Annotated in this window: 10 protein-coding genes; 5 read left to right on the top strand and 5 right to left on the bottom strand. The window is 51.3% G+C overall.

The window, feature by feature from the left end; translation table 11 throughout:
- Nucleotides 1-19: 19 nt before the first annotated feature.
- Nucleotides 20-1,630, top strand: coding sequence for a hypothetical protein (locus ACN0YH_RS26910; protein ID WP_417382698.1), 1,611 nt, complete (start codon nt 20-22; stop codon nt 1,628-1,630).
- A 95-nt stretch (nt 1,631-1,725) separates the two neighbouring features.
- Here the strand turns inward: ACN0YH_RS26910 and ACN0YH_RS26905 are convergent, their stop codons facing one another.
- Nucleotides 1,726-4,320: an alpha/beta hydrolase-fold protein gene (locus ACN0YH_RS26905; RefSeq protein ID WP_417382697.1), complete on the bottom strand. Its 2,595-nt coding sequence runs from the start codon at nt 4,318-4,320 to the stop codon at nt 1,726-1,728.
- Nucleotides 4,321-4,640: 320 nt separating this feature from the next.
- Here ACN0YH_RS26905 and ACN0YH_RS26900 point away from each other — a divergent pair, with 320 nt between their 5' ends.
- On the top strand, nt 4,641-5,585 hold the full coding sequence (locus tag ACN0YH_RS26900) for a YHYH protein (protein ID WP_417382696.1): 945 nt from the start codon (nt 4,641-4,643) through the stop codon (nt 5,583-5,585).
- Between the two features lie 63 nt (nt 5,586-5,648).
- On the opposite strand, the gene ACN0YH_RS26895 is transcribed toward ACN0YH_RS26900, so the two are convergent.
- Both ACN0YH_RS26895 and lgt read right to left on the bottom strand, forming a co-directional pair.
- The gene (locus ACN0YH_RS26895; RefSeq protein WP_417382695.1) at nt 5,649-6,236 is read right to left on the bottom strand and encodes an RNA polymerase sigma factor; all 588 of its coding nucleotides are present in this window, start codon (nt 6,234-6,236) and stop codon (nt 5,649-5,651) included.
- 315 nt (nt 6,237-6,551) lie between these two features.
- A complete protein-coding gene (gene lgt / locus ACN0YH_RS26890) occupies nt 6,552-7,403 on the bottom strand; it encodes a prolipoprotein diacylglyceryl transferase (RefSeq protein ID WP_417382694.1) in 852 nt (283 codons plus the stop codon).
- A gap of 202 nt (nt 7,404-7,605) precedes the next feature.
- On the opposite strand from lgt, the gene ACN0YH_RS26885 reads away from it, so the two are divergent.
- Nucleotides 7,606-9,090, top strand: coding sequence for a hypothetical protein (locus ACN0YH_RS26885; RefSeq protein WP_417382693.1), 1,485 nt, complete (start codon nt 7,606-7,608; stop codon nt 9,088-9,090).
- Between the two features lie 27 nt (nt 9,091-9,117).
- On the opposite strand, the gene ACN0YH_RS26880 is transcribed toward ACN0YH_RS26885, so the two are convergent.
- Together ACN0YH_RS26880 and ACN0YH_RS26875 are read right to left on the bottom strand one after the other, a co-directional pair.
- A complete protein-coding gene (locus ACN0YH_RS26880) occupies nt 9,118-10,659 on the bottom strand; it encodes a tripartite tricarboxylate transporter permease (protein WP_417382692.1) in 1,542 nt (513 codons plus the stop codon).
- A gap of 57 nt (nt 10,660-10,716) precedes the next feature.
- On the bottom strand, nt 10,717-12,093 hold the full coding sequence (locus ACN0YH_RS26875) for a tripartite tricarboxylate transporter substrate-binding protein (RefSeq protein ID WP_417382691.1): 1,377 nt from the start codon (nt 12,091-12,093) through the stop codon (nt 10,717-10,719).
- Between the two features lie 427 nt (nt 12,094-12,520).
- On the opposite strand from ACN0YH_RS26875, the gene ACN0YH_RS26870 reads away from it, so the two are divergent.
- Nucleotides 12,521-14,902, top strand: coding sequence for a DUF1592 domain-containing protein (locus tag ACN0YH_RS26870; RefSeq protein WP_417382690.1), 2,382 nt, complete (start codon nt 12,521-12,523; stop codon nt 14,900-14,902).
- Nucleotides 14,895-16,238, top strand: coding sequence for a DUF1552 domain-containing protein (locus ACN0YH_RS26865; protein WP_417382689.1), 1,344 nt, complete (start codon nt 14,895-14,897; stop codon nt 16,236-16,238). Before ACN0YH_RS26870 ends, ACN0YH_RS26865 begins: the two co-directional genes overlap by 8 nt.
- Nucleotides 16,239-16,240 lie beyond the last annotated feature (2 nt).

Here is a 16,240-nt window from a genome sequence, read left to right as displayed (position 1 = left end):
ATTGTTTTTTGAGTCCTTTATGAATTCGTTCCTGAACTCCCTGATTTCATTGTCACCTGCATTACTGGTCGTCATGCCGATCGCAGGTGCCTGCTTTGGCTGGGGAGTTTCCCAGCTGGGACTGGAGTTCAACCGCTGGACCGTGTTTTCTAATACTTTAATTTCCTGCCTGATTCTGGCTGCGGTGCTGACTACACCCGAGTTGAAAGATGAGAGTCCCACCCGCGCCATTTCCATCATGCTGAAACTGCCTGCAGCCGATATGAATCAACTACATGGAGAGACTCCGCGGCACTTTCAATGGACGATAGACCGCCTGTCCCTCTGGTTTCTGTTACTGCCTACTTGTCTGTGGCCGGCGCTAATACTGCTCTCCCGACGTATGGGGATTGAATCGCGAGGGCATTATTTCCTGCTCATGCTGCTACAGGCGTTACTGGCGGGACTGATTGTGTCTTATGACCTCATCAGTTTTGCCACCTTCCTGCTGTCTGCCACATTTTGCATGCTCTGCCTGATCCGCATCTGGAGTGGTTCACGCTCGATCCGCCTGTTGGAAAGTACGATGTATCTGCAGTTTCCAGGTGATGCATTAATCGTGGCAGGTTTGATGCTGGCGTCAATCGGTTATACCCGGATGCAGGGACTGCTGCTGGATACACCTCAGCCTGTCTCATTTCAGTTTAATGAAATCTTACAGGGTACAGTGAATGATGTCGCGTTGTACCCGCTGGCAGAAACTTACTGGAGTACGATCTCTCCCTGGATTTTTTTGATCCTGATGGCAGGTTTCACCATCAAAGGGGCGTTCTTCCCGGCTCATTATGGATTGACACAATGGATGAAATCGGACTCGAATCCCTGCTTCCACACGACCGACCGATCCATCTGGTGTCTGGTCCTGCTGGCTTTATGTACTAAAATCAGTGTGTATGGCCTGCTGCGATTTATGGTCCCTTTAAATCACTCCGTGGTACAGAGCATCGCAACGGTGATCAGCTTCTGGGGTATTTCTGGATTTCTGTATTTTGCGCTGCTGGCCTGCCGCGGAGATCTGGTGCAAAGCATCCTCTGTTTCCTGCTGGGGCAGACCGCGTTAACGTTCACATTACTGTTTGCTGCAGAACCTGCCACCGTTCCGAATCTGATCTTATTCAATGTCATTCAGGGACTGGCATGTTGTCTGTTGCTGCTCGTGATCTCGGTCCTGTCACATCCTGTTACAGGGAAAACGAATCAACTTCTGCAGTGGATTGCCGGATTTGCGATTCTGTCACTCGCAGGACTTCCGGGGTTGGGAGGATTTACAGTCCAGTTTGCCTTTTTATGGAGCCTCTCACAGGACAATCTCCTGCTGGCTTTGTTTTATCTGGCAGGTCACCTGCTGTTTCAACTCGCCTTGATCCGGGGATTCTGGCGATTGATAAAAGCTGCTGCAGAAACCAAAACAGAGCCGAAATACGATTCGATGGACGAACAGGAACACCGTCTCTTCGCCTGGCTGGCATTCGGTCCCGCAGCTCTACTGATCCTGGTGACAGGAGTCTCCCCAGCTTCGCTGGCCGAGGAAACCCTGTTGCCATTGTATCCTGTCAGTCTCATAGAGAGTGAAACAGAAGACTCGGAATGATGACCTTACTGTGTCCAGTTTTACTGTAACATCTCCATGGCCAATTCGACCGAGTATTACAGCAAGAGAGACTTTATACCAAAATGTGATATGTTCTAGTTATCCGCGGCTTCGAAGAGTGTGCCACTCTCATTGCCATTTTCCGGCAGGAACTCAAAATGCGAGCCCGCAGCCAGTGTGAATACCTGCAGCTGGTTATTAACTTTGCGACGGTATAACAGCGGTGTGGCAGCATCAAAGGTGTGCGATTCACCGGGCTTTAACTTGTAAGGCCCACCCCAGTCGCTGTAAGGACTTTTGAGTTCGTATTCCATTTCAACTTTCGTGTCATTGGTCAGCTTGAGTTCGGGTACCGTGAAGGTCGCCAGCAGTTGGGGATTAGACCAGTTGACTTTATTAATACGGTAGCGACCGAAACCCAGTTCGATATCAGGAATCTCTGCGACGGAAGCAGGGCCCTGCTTCGTCCAGCCGCCCCAGGCAGACTGAACCAGATCCCGCAGTTTCTGTTGATCGATCGTGGTATCCTGCGGTTTATAATCGGGAGCAAAGCGAGCAGTGCCCCCGACTTTTGCCCCCCCTTCCCAGTCCAGTTTCAAAGCGCGTTTGGAATAACTGCGATCCACAATTTCGGCTTCTACATCCTGGCCGAGCGAGAGGGTAAATTCGGCATAGGGGATCCATTTTTTATCTGAGGCCGATTTTTTAATCGCCATCGAGATCGCTGCCTGGGGAACTTCAAATCGGAAAGGCTTGATCTCTGATTTTTTTGACTGATCGCCATCTTCGACCTGAATTGGCCTGGTGAGTACCAGCTCAGCCCAGATTTTCAAATCATCGCCGTACTGCTTCAGATCAGGGAAGACCTGCTGCATTGTTTTGGGGTCGACCAGTGTGTCGAAAGAATGTCCGGGAATATCCTGTACGGGAATCCGCGCGATGTCGGCTTCCACCAGCATTTCCGTCAATGGTTTCAGCATTCCGGGGGCGACACCAATCTGTAAGTCAGTCACCTTGGGGATGTCATTGACGGAACGCCCGAAGGAATTCAATCGCTGGACCTGTGCCGGCGGTGATGTGGAATCAACGGCGGCAACCGTCAGACCAAAACTGAGAGAAATGCCCTGCTTGTCTGTCAGGACTTGCCGCGGCGCGAGCTGCATCCGGGGCTGGTAGACGGGGAGCGGCCAGATGGCATCTACTATCTGGCTGGCTTCGTCGAAGTTCATCTGCTTTTCCAGTTCTTCCACCAGACCGGGAACAATGGCTTTCACTTCGTCTTCAATGCGCCCTTTGCTGCCATAAATACCACTCACGAGTCCACTGGAGACTTTTTCTGAAGTCATGCCGATTCCGCGTGTGGAAACACCCGAGGGCCCGGAGACATACCAGTTATTCTGAGGAATATTAAAACGGGAACGAAGTAACTGCAGCTTGATACGATTATCTTTAATGTAAGGCTTCACATCGAAACTCAACCAGACCGGCTCCTGGTGACCGATACTGACGGAGATCGGCCCTGCCACAGCGGCATGACGATTTCCATTCACGTAAGTACTTCTGATGTAGAGATCCACATTTTGAATGCCAAGCTGAATATTTAAGGTATCGGCGGCATAGGCTTCTACAGCAGCGCGGGCCAGTTCTCCTTTGTACGAAATTCCGGAAAACTGCACGCTGAAGCTGCGCCCCTGGGCGACCGTGGAATCATAGATGTCATTGATACCTCCTTCGAGCATGTCGGGAGGGACCATACTGGGAACTGCATCTGCCAGTGTTTTGAGGAATCGATTTCCCAACCGAACCGAGACGGCGTTATCAATCACCAGAGCAGGAACAAACGGTGTGTCTGCGTCGACTTCGGCAGGGCGTTTCTGATCGGGCTTGACCAGCAGCGGAGCAGTATTCGCGACATCGGTCGTTGGATTCAACATCCAGCCGAACAGTGGTTTTGTATAAGCAACTTTCCAGACATCGTGTCCCACATTGGGTACTTCAGTAAAGCGAGGATTTCCGCCAGCCTGTTGAACCGCATCGACCATCTGCTTTGTTTCAGTGGGCAGGACAACCCGATCATCGGCACCCTGGAAGGCCCAGATGGGAACGTCCTTGAGTTTGGAAGCCCAGTCGGCTTTGCCTCCCCCCGCCAGGGGAACGACAGCTGACCAGCGTTTCGGATCAGCGGCAGCCATACTCCAGGCACCATAACCTCCCATGGACCAGCCTGTCAGGATCTGCTGATCGGCGTTAATCGAATACTCTTTCATCACGTCATTGAGAATCTGCTGAGCCCGTTTCCCGCCGGGGGAATCGGCAAGCCAGCCTGCCAGCAGACTTTCTTTCCTGATTTCAGCCTGTGGAAAGACCACGATAAACGGAAAAGTGTCTGCCTGCTGCTTAATCACTGGCCCCAGACCAACCTGAGTCGGCTTTAACCCATCGTCGCCTCGTTCACCTGCACCGTGCAGAAACAGGATGACCGGATATTTTTTCTCGGGGTTATAGTTTTCAGGAACAAAGACGACATAGCGATGCTCGCCTTGATCGTCCTGATAGACCTTGTTTACAAATCCGGTTTTGGTTGTTTTTTTCTGTGCCTGCACCTCAGCCGGTGCCTGTAGCAGAACAAGGGTTAGCAATACAAGAGTTGATCGAAACGCAAACGAAAATCGTGTTCGAAGAGTTTGCATGGGTTCAATCCGTTTCCAGATTCCGCAGAATCATAGTGGTGGTAGTTCAATCCGTGAGTGAGAGAATTCAGCGCCGATCAATCATGATGGCGACTGCCTGCTTCACACTCGATTTTTGTGAGCGCGCGTGTGGCTGTCAACAGTACGCCCGTTTCCAGCCCCGATACGGGCCGATATGAAGCAAGACGACATTTGGCAAGTTTTAAAAAAATGCAGAAAACCTGGTGGATTCGGCGACTTCCTGCCCGTTATCAGGACTGGTAAGAAGAATTGATGAATAAAACATCCGGTCGAGATCAAACCTAAAAAAGGGGCTCGCATTGAATTGTCGACAACTCACTTTCTGTACCATTGGTGTGATCTGTAGCACGGTATCGGTGTTTGGGTATCCACCACCGGGATTTGGCCCAGCGGGCACAACGGCGACGAATCAGGTTAAGCTGGTCGTCAAAGGCAATTATCGTTACATCTATGCCAATGGAATCCCCGATCATCAGGCGGGGCAGTTTCCCAACCGCAACAACCCAAACTCAATCCGCCCTCAGCATTATGAATATCGTGTGCCTGTGGAACCCAAGGTCTCGCGTAACAGCACTCCCTGTCAGCATTCCATCTTCGGGATTGCCGTCAACGGGGTGGTTTTCGATCCGGGAACGGCAGAATTCTGGAACCGTGACCGACGGTCCGGCTGGAATTACGAGGCGCTCTCAGGCAAGATCAACCTGGGGCTGGATCAGAGCAATGCCCATGTACAGCCTACCGGAGCCTACCATTATCATGGCCTGCCTCATGGACTGATTACCAGGCAGGGAAAGTCAGGGGAAATGACGCTGATCGGAGTCGCCGCGGACGGCTTCCCGATTTATTCACAGTATGGATATACAGACGCCGAAGATGCACAGAGCAAACTTAGGAAAATGAAATCGAGTTTTCAAATTAAAAAAGGAAGCCGACCGGGAGGACCGGGGGGCAAATATGATGGCACCTTTGTGGCGGATTTTGAATACGTCAAGGATGCTGGTGATTTAGATGAGTGCAACGGTCGCTTTGGCGTCACCCCCGAATATCCTGAAGGCATTTATCACTATTACCTGACCGAAGCTTTTCCCTTCATTCCGCGGAATTTTCGAGGAACACCTGACTCCAGTTTTCAGAAAAGGGGGCCGGGACAACATGGCGGTCCGGGACGTGGTGGATTCGGGCCTCCTCCGTTTGGTGGACCGCCTGGCTTCGGCAGGACTCAGAATACGAGCCGCGGACGGTAAGCAAATACAAGCGAGGATTAATCGAAAGAAAATTCACTCACAGAGAGGATGTAAATCGGACGATTAGAGCGTGCGCGTGTTGGATTGATTTTCCCGCATCCGATTACGAGCCCGTGACAGTGTCGGCCCAATCGAATTTTCCGGGATATCCAGTTCACTGCTGATCTGCTGGTAAGACTTTCCCTGCAGATGGTACTGTTCGACGATCTGTGCATCTGCGGGAGGCAGTTGCCTGATCATGTTCTGGATCTCTTCCTGATCTTCGACAAGCTGCTGGTGACGCGCGTGTTCTTCGGAGACATATTCCATTTTGGATTTGGTGGAAACATGCCCTAATGCTTCTGCCATGCGGCGCTCAACCATTTTTTTTACAACAACACGCCGTGAGACCACGGTCAGATAAGTGGCCAGTGAGCTGTTACCACGGAAGTTCCGCAGGACACGATAATCGTTGGCGAGGAGGACCAGAAAGACTTCAGACAGCAGATCATCAACATCATTGTCAGTAACGCGAATGCTGCGTGCATGAGCGGTATGGTGGATGACGTGTGTGAACAGGCCAATAAACCGGTCTACGAAATCCTTCCATGCTCCCGGCTCTTCAGCGAGACAACGCCTGAGCAAATTTTTGTCTATATCTGTGAGAGCCACAAATCGCCTCAATTCATTTAAGTCGCTGCCATCTGGCAGCAAGCGAGTTAAGCCTGCATCTCATTATACACCGAAGTCCATCCTCCGTGTTGCAAAAAAATGCCCTGAAATCCAAATGATCGTTTTAACCTGATCGTTAGTATTAAAATCTGGGTATTTTGCCCGCGAACTTTACTGTTAACTGGGATTTAAGGCAATACGATCCTGAAAAATATACAAAACCACACATTTCAGCCCCGATCGGCACGTTTTAACAGACGTTAATACCCCTGATTTCTATCACAGAAATCTATACATAATCCCACATCACCGGATTTATGTGGCTTTTTTGTTCTGCAGTTCGGTTTCGAGGGGTGGTGCAGGCCTGCGTTTGAGCAACAGGACAATACCTGCGATCACGAGGGGAATACTCAACATCTGCCCGACACTCAAGGGTAGACTCTCCGCAAACTCTGCCTGTCGCATCTTGTAGAATTCCAAAATGAAACGGGCGGAGAAGACCATGATAAAGAACAGGCCGAGGAGTAAACCGCGGGGCGTTTCGCTGCGATATTTTCGATAGAGCAGTAAGAGGATGATAAAAAAGCAGCCATAACAGAACGACTCATACAGCATGACAGGATGACGAGGCATTAACTGTTCTTCGCGACTACTGAGGCCGAGGCCATCCTCAAATACGATGGCCCAGGGAACATCGGTCACACGTCCCAGGATTTCGGAGTTGAAAAAGTTTCCGATGCGAATAAAGAAGCCAGCCAGCGCAACAGGAATCGTCAGACGATCCAGCAGCCATAATAAAGGCTGATCCGGGTGATTACGTGAATAGAGCCAGGCGGAAAGGGTAATCCCGATCGCAGCACCATGACTGGCCAGTCCACCATTCCAGATCTGCAGGAGTTTAATGGGATCACTGAGATAATCCATCGGATGATAAAACAGACAATGTCCCAGACGTGCGCCGATAATGGTTCCCAGCACCATATAAATCAACAACGATTCGACATCGTCCACGTTCCGTTTTTCGGTACGAAACATCCAGCGTAGCAGCAGATAACCACATATAAATCCAGCGGTAAAGAAGAGTCCGTAATATCGTATCTTCACCGGGCCGATCTCGAACAGAATGCGGTTGATGTCCCAGTGCAGATAGGCAATCAGTGGATTCACTTGACTTATTACTCCCGGATTCTGAAATGCAGATCTGTTGTTCTTTTCTGAGATTTCAGAATGACTTCAATATGCTATGATAACCAGACCGAAAGATAGACCATTCTCCGAGTTAAGCCTAGTCCGAATTGATATTTCCGGCATGGTTTGAGGTTGATCATTGTTTTTTTCCCTGGATCTCCGTTGAAAGCTTGATTTCCCGATGAACACTGTTGTGCCTCGACTGATATCAGGAGCAATTGCCGGAGCAGCAGGATTGACGATACTGGAAATGGTGCGGCTGAAGGGGGCAACTCTCGTTCAGCAGCCTTCCCTGGTAACAGCCCTGGCAGCCTGTGGGGCGATTATGATGCTACTGGGAATAGCCGGCTGTCTGGTGCCACATCGCGTCTGGGAAAAGATACTGTCGCAAGGGCAACTGATTCATTCTGCATTGGCGTTGCCGCGGCCCATCGTGAATCACTGGACCGGCAGCCTGCTGCTGTCCGGTTCTCTTGTCGTCTATTTTGTCGTACTTATGAACATCCTCCCGCAGCAACCACCGCCTGAGAATAACGATCAAGCTTCATTTCTAATGCAGGCGAAAGTCGTTCAGGAATCGGGGGGACCGGTGTCACTCCTGCGACAGTTGTTCGCCGGTGAGTATACCGAAGCGAATCAGCATCCGCTGTATGTGGCATTGCTTGCAAATTTCCCCAACTATGAAACGGGGAAGCGATTGTCAGCGATGTGTGGGTTATGCGCGCTGCTGATTTTTACGATGGGGATTGCCCGTTATTATGGAAATCTGGTGGGAGGCATCACAGGGATTCTACTCAGCATCAACGCCGCGTATTGTCAGTTAACAGCACGGGTCGTCTGTGAAGGGCTGTTACTGATTTTTGTCGCTGGATTGTGGCTGATGATATTGCGAATGCCCGCCCTCAGAAAGTCAGAACGCTACCCTGTCCTGTTGCCGATTGGAATTGGTTTGCTGCTGGGGCTGGCGTGGCTGACGAAAGGGACTGCACTGCTCCTGATGCTGGGGCTCCTGCTCTGGTTCTGCTCTTATGCACTGAACTGGCAGCGCTGGATTCCCGCTATGTTTCAACAGAGGACTACTGATGATTCAAAGACAGAAGAGAATCAAACAGAACAAACGACTGCCCCCATGAAACGGGTTGTAGTCAGTCTGGCACTGGTCCTCGGTAGTTTTACAGTGATTGCTGCACCACTGTTGATTCGCAACGTACGCGTCTATGGCAGCCCCACTTTTAATGCGAATTCGTATCTGCTGTTTGAAGATGAATTCAGTGAGCCACACGCATTAATCAAACAACGTGGTTCCTTACGGAATGCAGCACAGCATTACTGGCAGACACACACTGTGATCGAAATTATCAAACGAGAAGTCAAAGGCATGCTGTGGCAGGCATTCATATTTCTGCGCAGCCTGGGTCCCCTGCCCTTTGATGAGGGGCGACTGTTCTTTGGACTTTTGGCGCTGCCGTTTCTGATCGCAGGACTTCTCTCGGAAACTGGCCCGGCCCGGCGACTGTACCTGATTTGGATGCTGCTGTTCTGGCTGGCATTTGCCTGGTATCTACCCATTGCAGCAGGAGAACGATTTCTGATTCCCCTGTTGCTACCGAGCCTGGCATTCGTGAGCCTGGGTCTGGTACGCACTGGTCAACTGCTGTCGCGTTGAGTTGACTGAAATGACTTGTCTATGCCATCAGGCAGGGCTCGACCATTTTTTTCTGAGCAGAGGCATGAAGAGCGGAACGAGCCAGAGGGCGATGCAGAAGATCCCCAGGGCGGCTGAGATAGGACGATTGAAGAAAGAAAGGATGCTGTCATCTTTGGAGAGATTCTGCACAAACGACTGTTCGAGTTGACTGCCGAGAATAATGCCGAGCACGACAGGGCCGAGCGGGATGGCAAAGACTTCCAGAATAAACCCGAGGATGCCCATGCCGAGCATGACCCAGACATCGAAGTAACTGCCATTGATGGAGTATGAACCGATAACGCAAAACATCAGAATCAAAGGCATCAGGATCCGGCGGGGAATGCGTACGAGCTGCGCCCCACTGCGTATGGCCAGGAATCCCAGGGGAATCAACAGCAGGTTGGCGATGATAAAGGTCAGGTAAATGCCATGCACGAGAACCAGCTGATCCGGATTTTCGAAGATGCCTGGCCCGGGGGTGATGTTTTTCATCAACAGCACGCCGATAACAATTGCGGTCACCGAGTCACCAGGGATGCCGAGTACAAGTGCGGGAATCCAGGCACCTGCAAGCGCCGAGTTATTGGCACTGGTGGCATCGCCGACGGCATCCAGGGATCCTTTGCCATACTCTTCGGGAGTTTTGGAGCATTTTTTGGAGACAGCGTAGGAGATCCAGGCAGCGATGTCAGCACCGGCACCGGGAATCATGCCGATGGTGGAGCCGATACAACTTGAACGAAACCAGCTGAATTTACGTTTCCAGAGTTGAGGCAGCACGCCGCCGAAAACGGGTTTCAGATGTTTGAACCAGGATTTGTCTACTTCCACAGGCAGCGCTGACTTGAGTTTTTCGGTTTCTTCATCTGTCTTCGAGGTCAGCGTATTACGAAACACTTCTGACAGCCCGAACAGACCGATCATAGCAGGGATAAAGTTGATGCCGGTAAACAGTTCATCAAAGCCAAAGGTGAAGCGAGGTACGCTGTGAACTTCACTCAATCCGACCGTGGCAAACATCAGACCGATCATCAGGGCCAGGGCCCCCTTGAGCCGGGAACCGGTGGAGACGATGGCAGCACAGCTCAAGCCAAGCACATACAGCCAGAAGTATTCGTAGGTTGTAAATTCGAAAGCGATCTTTGCCAACTGTGGGGCGGCCAGTATCAGTACGAGTGCCCCGAACAGACCACCGGCGACACTGAAGACCAGTGAAACCCCCAGAGACGTCTCATGCAGACCTCGGCGGGTCAGCGAGTAAGCATCGTCGGTATAAGCGGCCGAGGAGGGAGTCCCCGGTATACGAACCAGCGTCGTCGGGATATCGCCGGCAAAAATACTGCAGGCTTCCAGAGTCACAATCGCGGCGATGGCAGACAGGTTATCCAGATAAAAGGTGAGTGGAATCAACAACGCGACCGCCATCGTGGCGGTTAATCCGGGGATGGAACCAACAAACAGTCCATAGACGGCCGAGAGAAATATTACCAGCAGTACTTCAGGCGAGACGATATTCTGAAGTGCGGTGATGAATGTCGATTCCATGTTGATTCTTCAAGTTGCGAGGCGAATGTCAGAGTCAGAACAATGTCGAGTCGAAAGCTACCAGCCAAGTACCCCCCGGGGCAGGGGAACTCTCAGGAGTTGGGCAAACAGGGTATAGATTCCCGGAATGAATAATACCGTAATCAACACACACACCCACCAGCGAGTGCCAAACTTCCAGAGCAGCAGAAACAGAACGACTCCCGCAGTTAGAATAAAACCCAGTTCTTCGGCAAACAGTAAGTAGAAAACAATCCCGATCAACACGAGAATGGTATTGATGATCCCCTGCCGAGTGACCGCATCGCCGGTCACTTCAGGAGCGAGTGCGTGGACTTTTTTCTGTACTGCCAGACAGCCAAGAATTACACACATGGCGAACGCGATCAAGCCGGGGAAGACCAGCGGACCGGTATCCCGCGTTGACATTTTCGCGAAGGCATCACTGGTTAGAAGTTTCCCAAGCGTTTCATCATTTGATTTCAGGAAAGCAGAGAATTCATCATTGGCACGATAGCGGGTGCTCAAGCCGGCCTCCCGCATGGCTTCGGGAAATGACTTTCCATTAAGGCTGACGTCGCCATCGGTAATTTTTTTGACGACTGCCGAGACTTTCTCCACAATCGGTTCCGGCGTTTCTGCAGGTAACGCGAGACCGTTCCAGCCTGAGATGCTCCAGTCCATACCCTGAGAAATGAACGTAGGCACTTCGGGGAACTCCTCCAGAGCCTCCTCCGCCATCACGCCCAGACAGCGAACCTGACCAGACTCATACAGCGTCTTGGCTTCAGGCAGGCTGCAGCAGACCAGATCAACGCCACCACTGGCAAGTTCCTGCAAAGACGGCCCTGCACCATTCATGGGAATCCACTTGATGTCTTCCGCATTGAGCCCGCTGAAGTCGAGCCAGCCTGCCAGCGCGAGGTGCCAGATCCCGCCGCTGGCGGTGCCGGTTGCCGTCAGTTCGCCGGGATGTTCTTTTACATAATCCTGCAGCTGTTGCATGTTCTGAAAAGGAGACTCTTTTTTGACAAAGACCGCGGCGGCACCATCGACGAGTGAAACAATCGGGATGGCGTCCTGATGCGTGAGTTTAGTCAGATTCTGCCAATGCAGCATGTTGAGTTCGCCGGTAATGATGGCCAGCGTATAACCGTCGGGCCGGGCATTGAGGCCTCGACTGTGCCCGGTCACTCCACGACCGCCTGTGGCATTGATGACGTTGACGGGGACTCCAAGCTCCTGTTCCAGGTATACGCCTAATTGTCGGGACGTGCGATCCGTCGCGCCCCCGACCGACCAGGGACAGATAATCGTGATCGGTCGATCCGGATAATTTTCGACGGTACCTGAAGAACAACCGTTCAACAGAAACAGGCAGAGAAAAAGAAGTTTCCACCGGACACTAACAGTAATCATCGCGCGCTGATTCATCAGTTCAGTACCAGAAAGGATTGGAGATCGAATTAGGGAAAGTAGAAACCTGCCTGAACAGCAGATCGCTTGTCCCTAGGATGCAGAGCGGAACAGAGCCTGTCAATAACCAGCAAACCGACAGTGTCCGGTTTCATTAAGTTCGTATTAAATACTTAAGAACTAAAAATATTGAAACTCTACACCAGGCTGTTGAGTAGAATACAGGCAGGCTGGTGATCGTGTTATAAAATAGTCTGGTAACAGGAGATCTGCAGCAGACTGATCTTGCAAAACGGTCTCTCGCAACGTTACGCTATACTGTAGAGATTCCTGCCACTAAACACCTGCCTCAGTCTGACCGTGTGCAATGGACGCGCTCACAGCTTTCGATCTTATACCCCTCGAAAGAAATCAACCTGAGCCCCCGCCCGAAGGTTTTTTATAAATGCGAATGAACGAAATTATTTGCCGACTCTCAAATTTTCAACTGCTGAAGAGCGTCTGCATCACTGCCTGCAGTCTGAGCCTGGTGACCTGTCTCACCAAGGCAAACGCAGAGCCGCTGAGTCTGGAGAAATCCGAGAAACAGTTTCAGTCTCAAGTCAAACAATTCATTACAAAATATTGCCTGGACTGTCACACAGGCGAAGACGCAGAAGCCGGTCTCGGGTTGGAAAAATACAAGACCCGTGACAGCATCCTGGCGCAGCGGGAAGCCTGGGAAAAAATCGTCAAGCGCATTCAGATTCAATCGATGCCTCCAAAAGATGCAGGAACTCTGCCAACAGACAAGGAACGGGAAGACGTACTGGCCTGGTTTGACGATGCCCTGTATGGAGTGGACTGCTCTGGTGATATCAACCCGGGGCGCGTCACGGTTCGTCGTTTGAATCGCAGCGAATACAATAACACGATTCGTGATCTGGTCGGGGTTGATTTTGAACCAGCTGAGAACTTCCCCTCCGATGATGTCGGCTATGGTTTCGATAACATAGGCGACGTACTGACATTGCCTCCCCTGTTGATGGAAAAATACCTGGATGCTGCCGAAGACATCTCTGAGAAAGCCATCTTTGCTAACACTCCTGACAGCTATCCCTGGCAGAAGATCTCTGAGAAGAACTTCCAGAAAGAAGGTGCAGTCACCATCAGAAAAAGTGGTGCCGGCTTTCATTCACGGGGCACCCTGGCAGGAAAGATTGAACTCAAGCAGGCTGGAAAATATGACTTCCGTATCATCGCCGGTTCGACTCCTGCGGGAACAGACCATGCGAAAATGCAGGTCAAACTGGATGGCAAACTGCTGAAAACATTCGAAGTCAAGGATGACCGAAACTCTCCCGGTACATTCACCATGCCTCAGGCAGTCCGACTTCCCAAAGGCAAGCATGTCCTGACCATTTCGTTCCTGAACGACTTTTACGATCCCAAAGGTCCCCCCAATAAACGGGACCGGAACCTGTATGTAAATGAGGTCGCATTCAAAGGTCCCCTGGGGCAACTGCCTGCGGACCTGCCGGCATCACACCATAAAATCATCACCTGTACCCCAGGCAGCGGTCGCTCGGTCCATTATTGTGCAGAGAAGATCATTCGCGAATTTGCGACACAGGCATTCCGCCGTCCCGTCAGCCGGGAAGAAGTCGCTCCGGTTGTAGAACTGGTCGAGGCGCGTGTGAAGTCGGGACGTACCTTCGAGCAGGGAATTCAAGTGGGTGTCCAGGCGATTCTGGTTTCACCACACTTTCTGTTCCGAATTGAAGGCCTGCAGGATCCCACCAATTCCCGCGACGAACAGACCATTGCCCAATACGAAATTGCCTCCCGGCTTTCTTACTTCCTCTGGAGCAGCATGCCTGACCAGACTCTGTTTGATCTGGCAGCCCAGGGACGGCTGCACGATCGGCGAACACTGCAGGTACAGGTCAAACGCATGCTGGAAGATCCCAAGTCACAGGCATTCGTCAAAAACTTTGCCGGGCAATGGTTGAATTTGCGGAACCTGGATGACCTGACACCTGATCCGCGAAAATTCCGTGCATTCAATTCCCAATTGAAAGCAGACATGCGTCGCGAAACCGAAGAATTTTTCAGCTATATCATGAAAGAAGATCGGAGTGTCATTGAATTCATCAATGCGGATTACACTTTCATGAATGAGAATCTGGCGAAGTTTTATGGAAATGATAAAATCAAAGGGGAAGAATTCCAGAAAGTCAACCTCGATAAATCGAAACGGGCCGGTCTGATCACTCAGGCCAGTATCCTGACTTTGACCTCCAACCCGGGCAGGACCTCTCCTGTCAAACGGGGAAAATGGATTATGGAAAATATTCTGGGCACACCTCCCCCGGCACCGCCACCTAATGTACCTGAACTGGAAGAAGCAGCAGGTGCGAAACCGAATGCCACATTACGCGAACAGTTGGCGTTGCATCGTAAGATCGCCGGTTGTGCGGCCTGTCACGATCAGATGGACCCTTTAGGACTGGGCTTTGAAAACTTTGATGCCATTGGTCGCTGGAGAGATAAAGAAGGAAAGCATAAAATCGATTCTTCTGGACAGTTACCCAGTGGTCAGACATTTAAGAGTCCCGTAGAATTAATTGAGATTCTGGAAGAGCAGAAACAGGGTTTCAGCCGATCTTTAGCAGAGAAGATGCTGACTTACGCCATTGGGCGTGGTGTGGAATACTACGACAAGTGTGCGCTGGATGAAATCACCAACAACTTTACTACCAGAGGTTATCGCTTTTCGGCGCTCGTCACCGAAATTGTCACAAGCGATCCCTTCCTGAAACGTCAACGAGGTTCTCACAATGACTAATCTCCTGAAACGCCGTACATTCCTGCAGGGTCTTGGAACAACGATGGCACTGCCATTGCTGGAAATCATGCAGCCCCAGTTAAACCTGGCAGCCGCTGCTCCCGCTGCGGCGAAAGCTCCTGTCAGAACCGCCTTCATCTTCTTCCCGAACGGGGTGATTGGTCCTTCGTGGTATCCTACCTCCACAGGCCAGAACTATGAATTGCCGAAAACGCTGAAACCACTCGAAAGTCTGAAGTCGGATCTCAACGTGATCTCCGGATTAGCCCAGATCAATGCCCGCGCACTCGGCGACGGTGCCGGCGACCATGCCCGTTGTGCTTCGGTGTATCTCACCAGTACGCACCCGACCAAAACCAGCGGTGCCGATATTAAAGCCGGTGTCTCCGTCGACCAGGTTGCTGCACAGCAGGTAGGTCATCTGACACGACTGCCTTCGCTGGAACTGGGTATGACACGCGGCCGCAACGCCGGGCAATGCGACTCTGGTTACAGCTGTGCTTATTCTTCTAATATTTCCTGGCGGACTCCGTCGACCCCCACGGCAAAAGAGATTGTTCCCAAACTGGCATTTGAACGCCTGTTTGGCGGTGGTGCCGAACGGGAAAAACAACGTGCCCGCCACCTGAAAGACCGCCAGAGCATTCTGGACCTGGTCAAACACGATGCAGATCAATTGAAGAAACAGCTGGGTCGGAATGACAAACGCAAGATTGACGAATATTTCACCAGCGTGCGAGAAATCGAGCAGCGGATTGAACGCAGTACGCATCAGGAAAAAATCAAGCCGCCGGAAATGCAATTGCCAGATGGCATTCCCAGTGAGTTCCAGGAACACATTCGCCTGATGTACGACCTGCTGATTCTAGCTTTCCAGACCGATACCACACGTATCGCTACGTTCATGGTTGGTAATGCCGGCAGTAACCAGACCTTTCCGATGGTCGGAGTTAATTCAGGACATCACGAACTGTCACACCATCGCAATGATGAAAAGAAAATCGCTGACATTCAAAAAATTGACGAGTACCTGACTTCGCAGTTTGCATACTTCCTCAAACGTCTTAAAGAAACACCGGAAGGAAACAGCAACCTGCTGGATAACTCGATGATCTGTTATGGCAGCGCCATTGGTGATGGTAACCGCCACAGCCACCATGACCTGCCAATCATTCTGGCTGGTAAAGGTGGTGGTACAATCAAGACCGGTTTCCACCATCAGGTCAAAACGGAAACACCATTGAGCAACCTGTACGTTTCCATGCTGGATCGTGCTGGAGCCCCGGTCACATCCTTTGGCGACAGCACAGGCCGCCTGTCGATCATTGATTCCTGATC

This window comes from Gimesia sp., from assembly GCF_048262075.1.
In the GTDB taxonomy this organism is placed as follows: domain Bacteria; phylum Planctomycetota; class Planctomycetia; order Planctomycetales; family Planctomycetaceae; genus Gimesia.
Note: the sequence above shows the minus strand (reverse complement) of the source record. Positions and strands in the feature narration are given on the sequence as shown.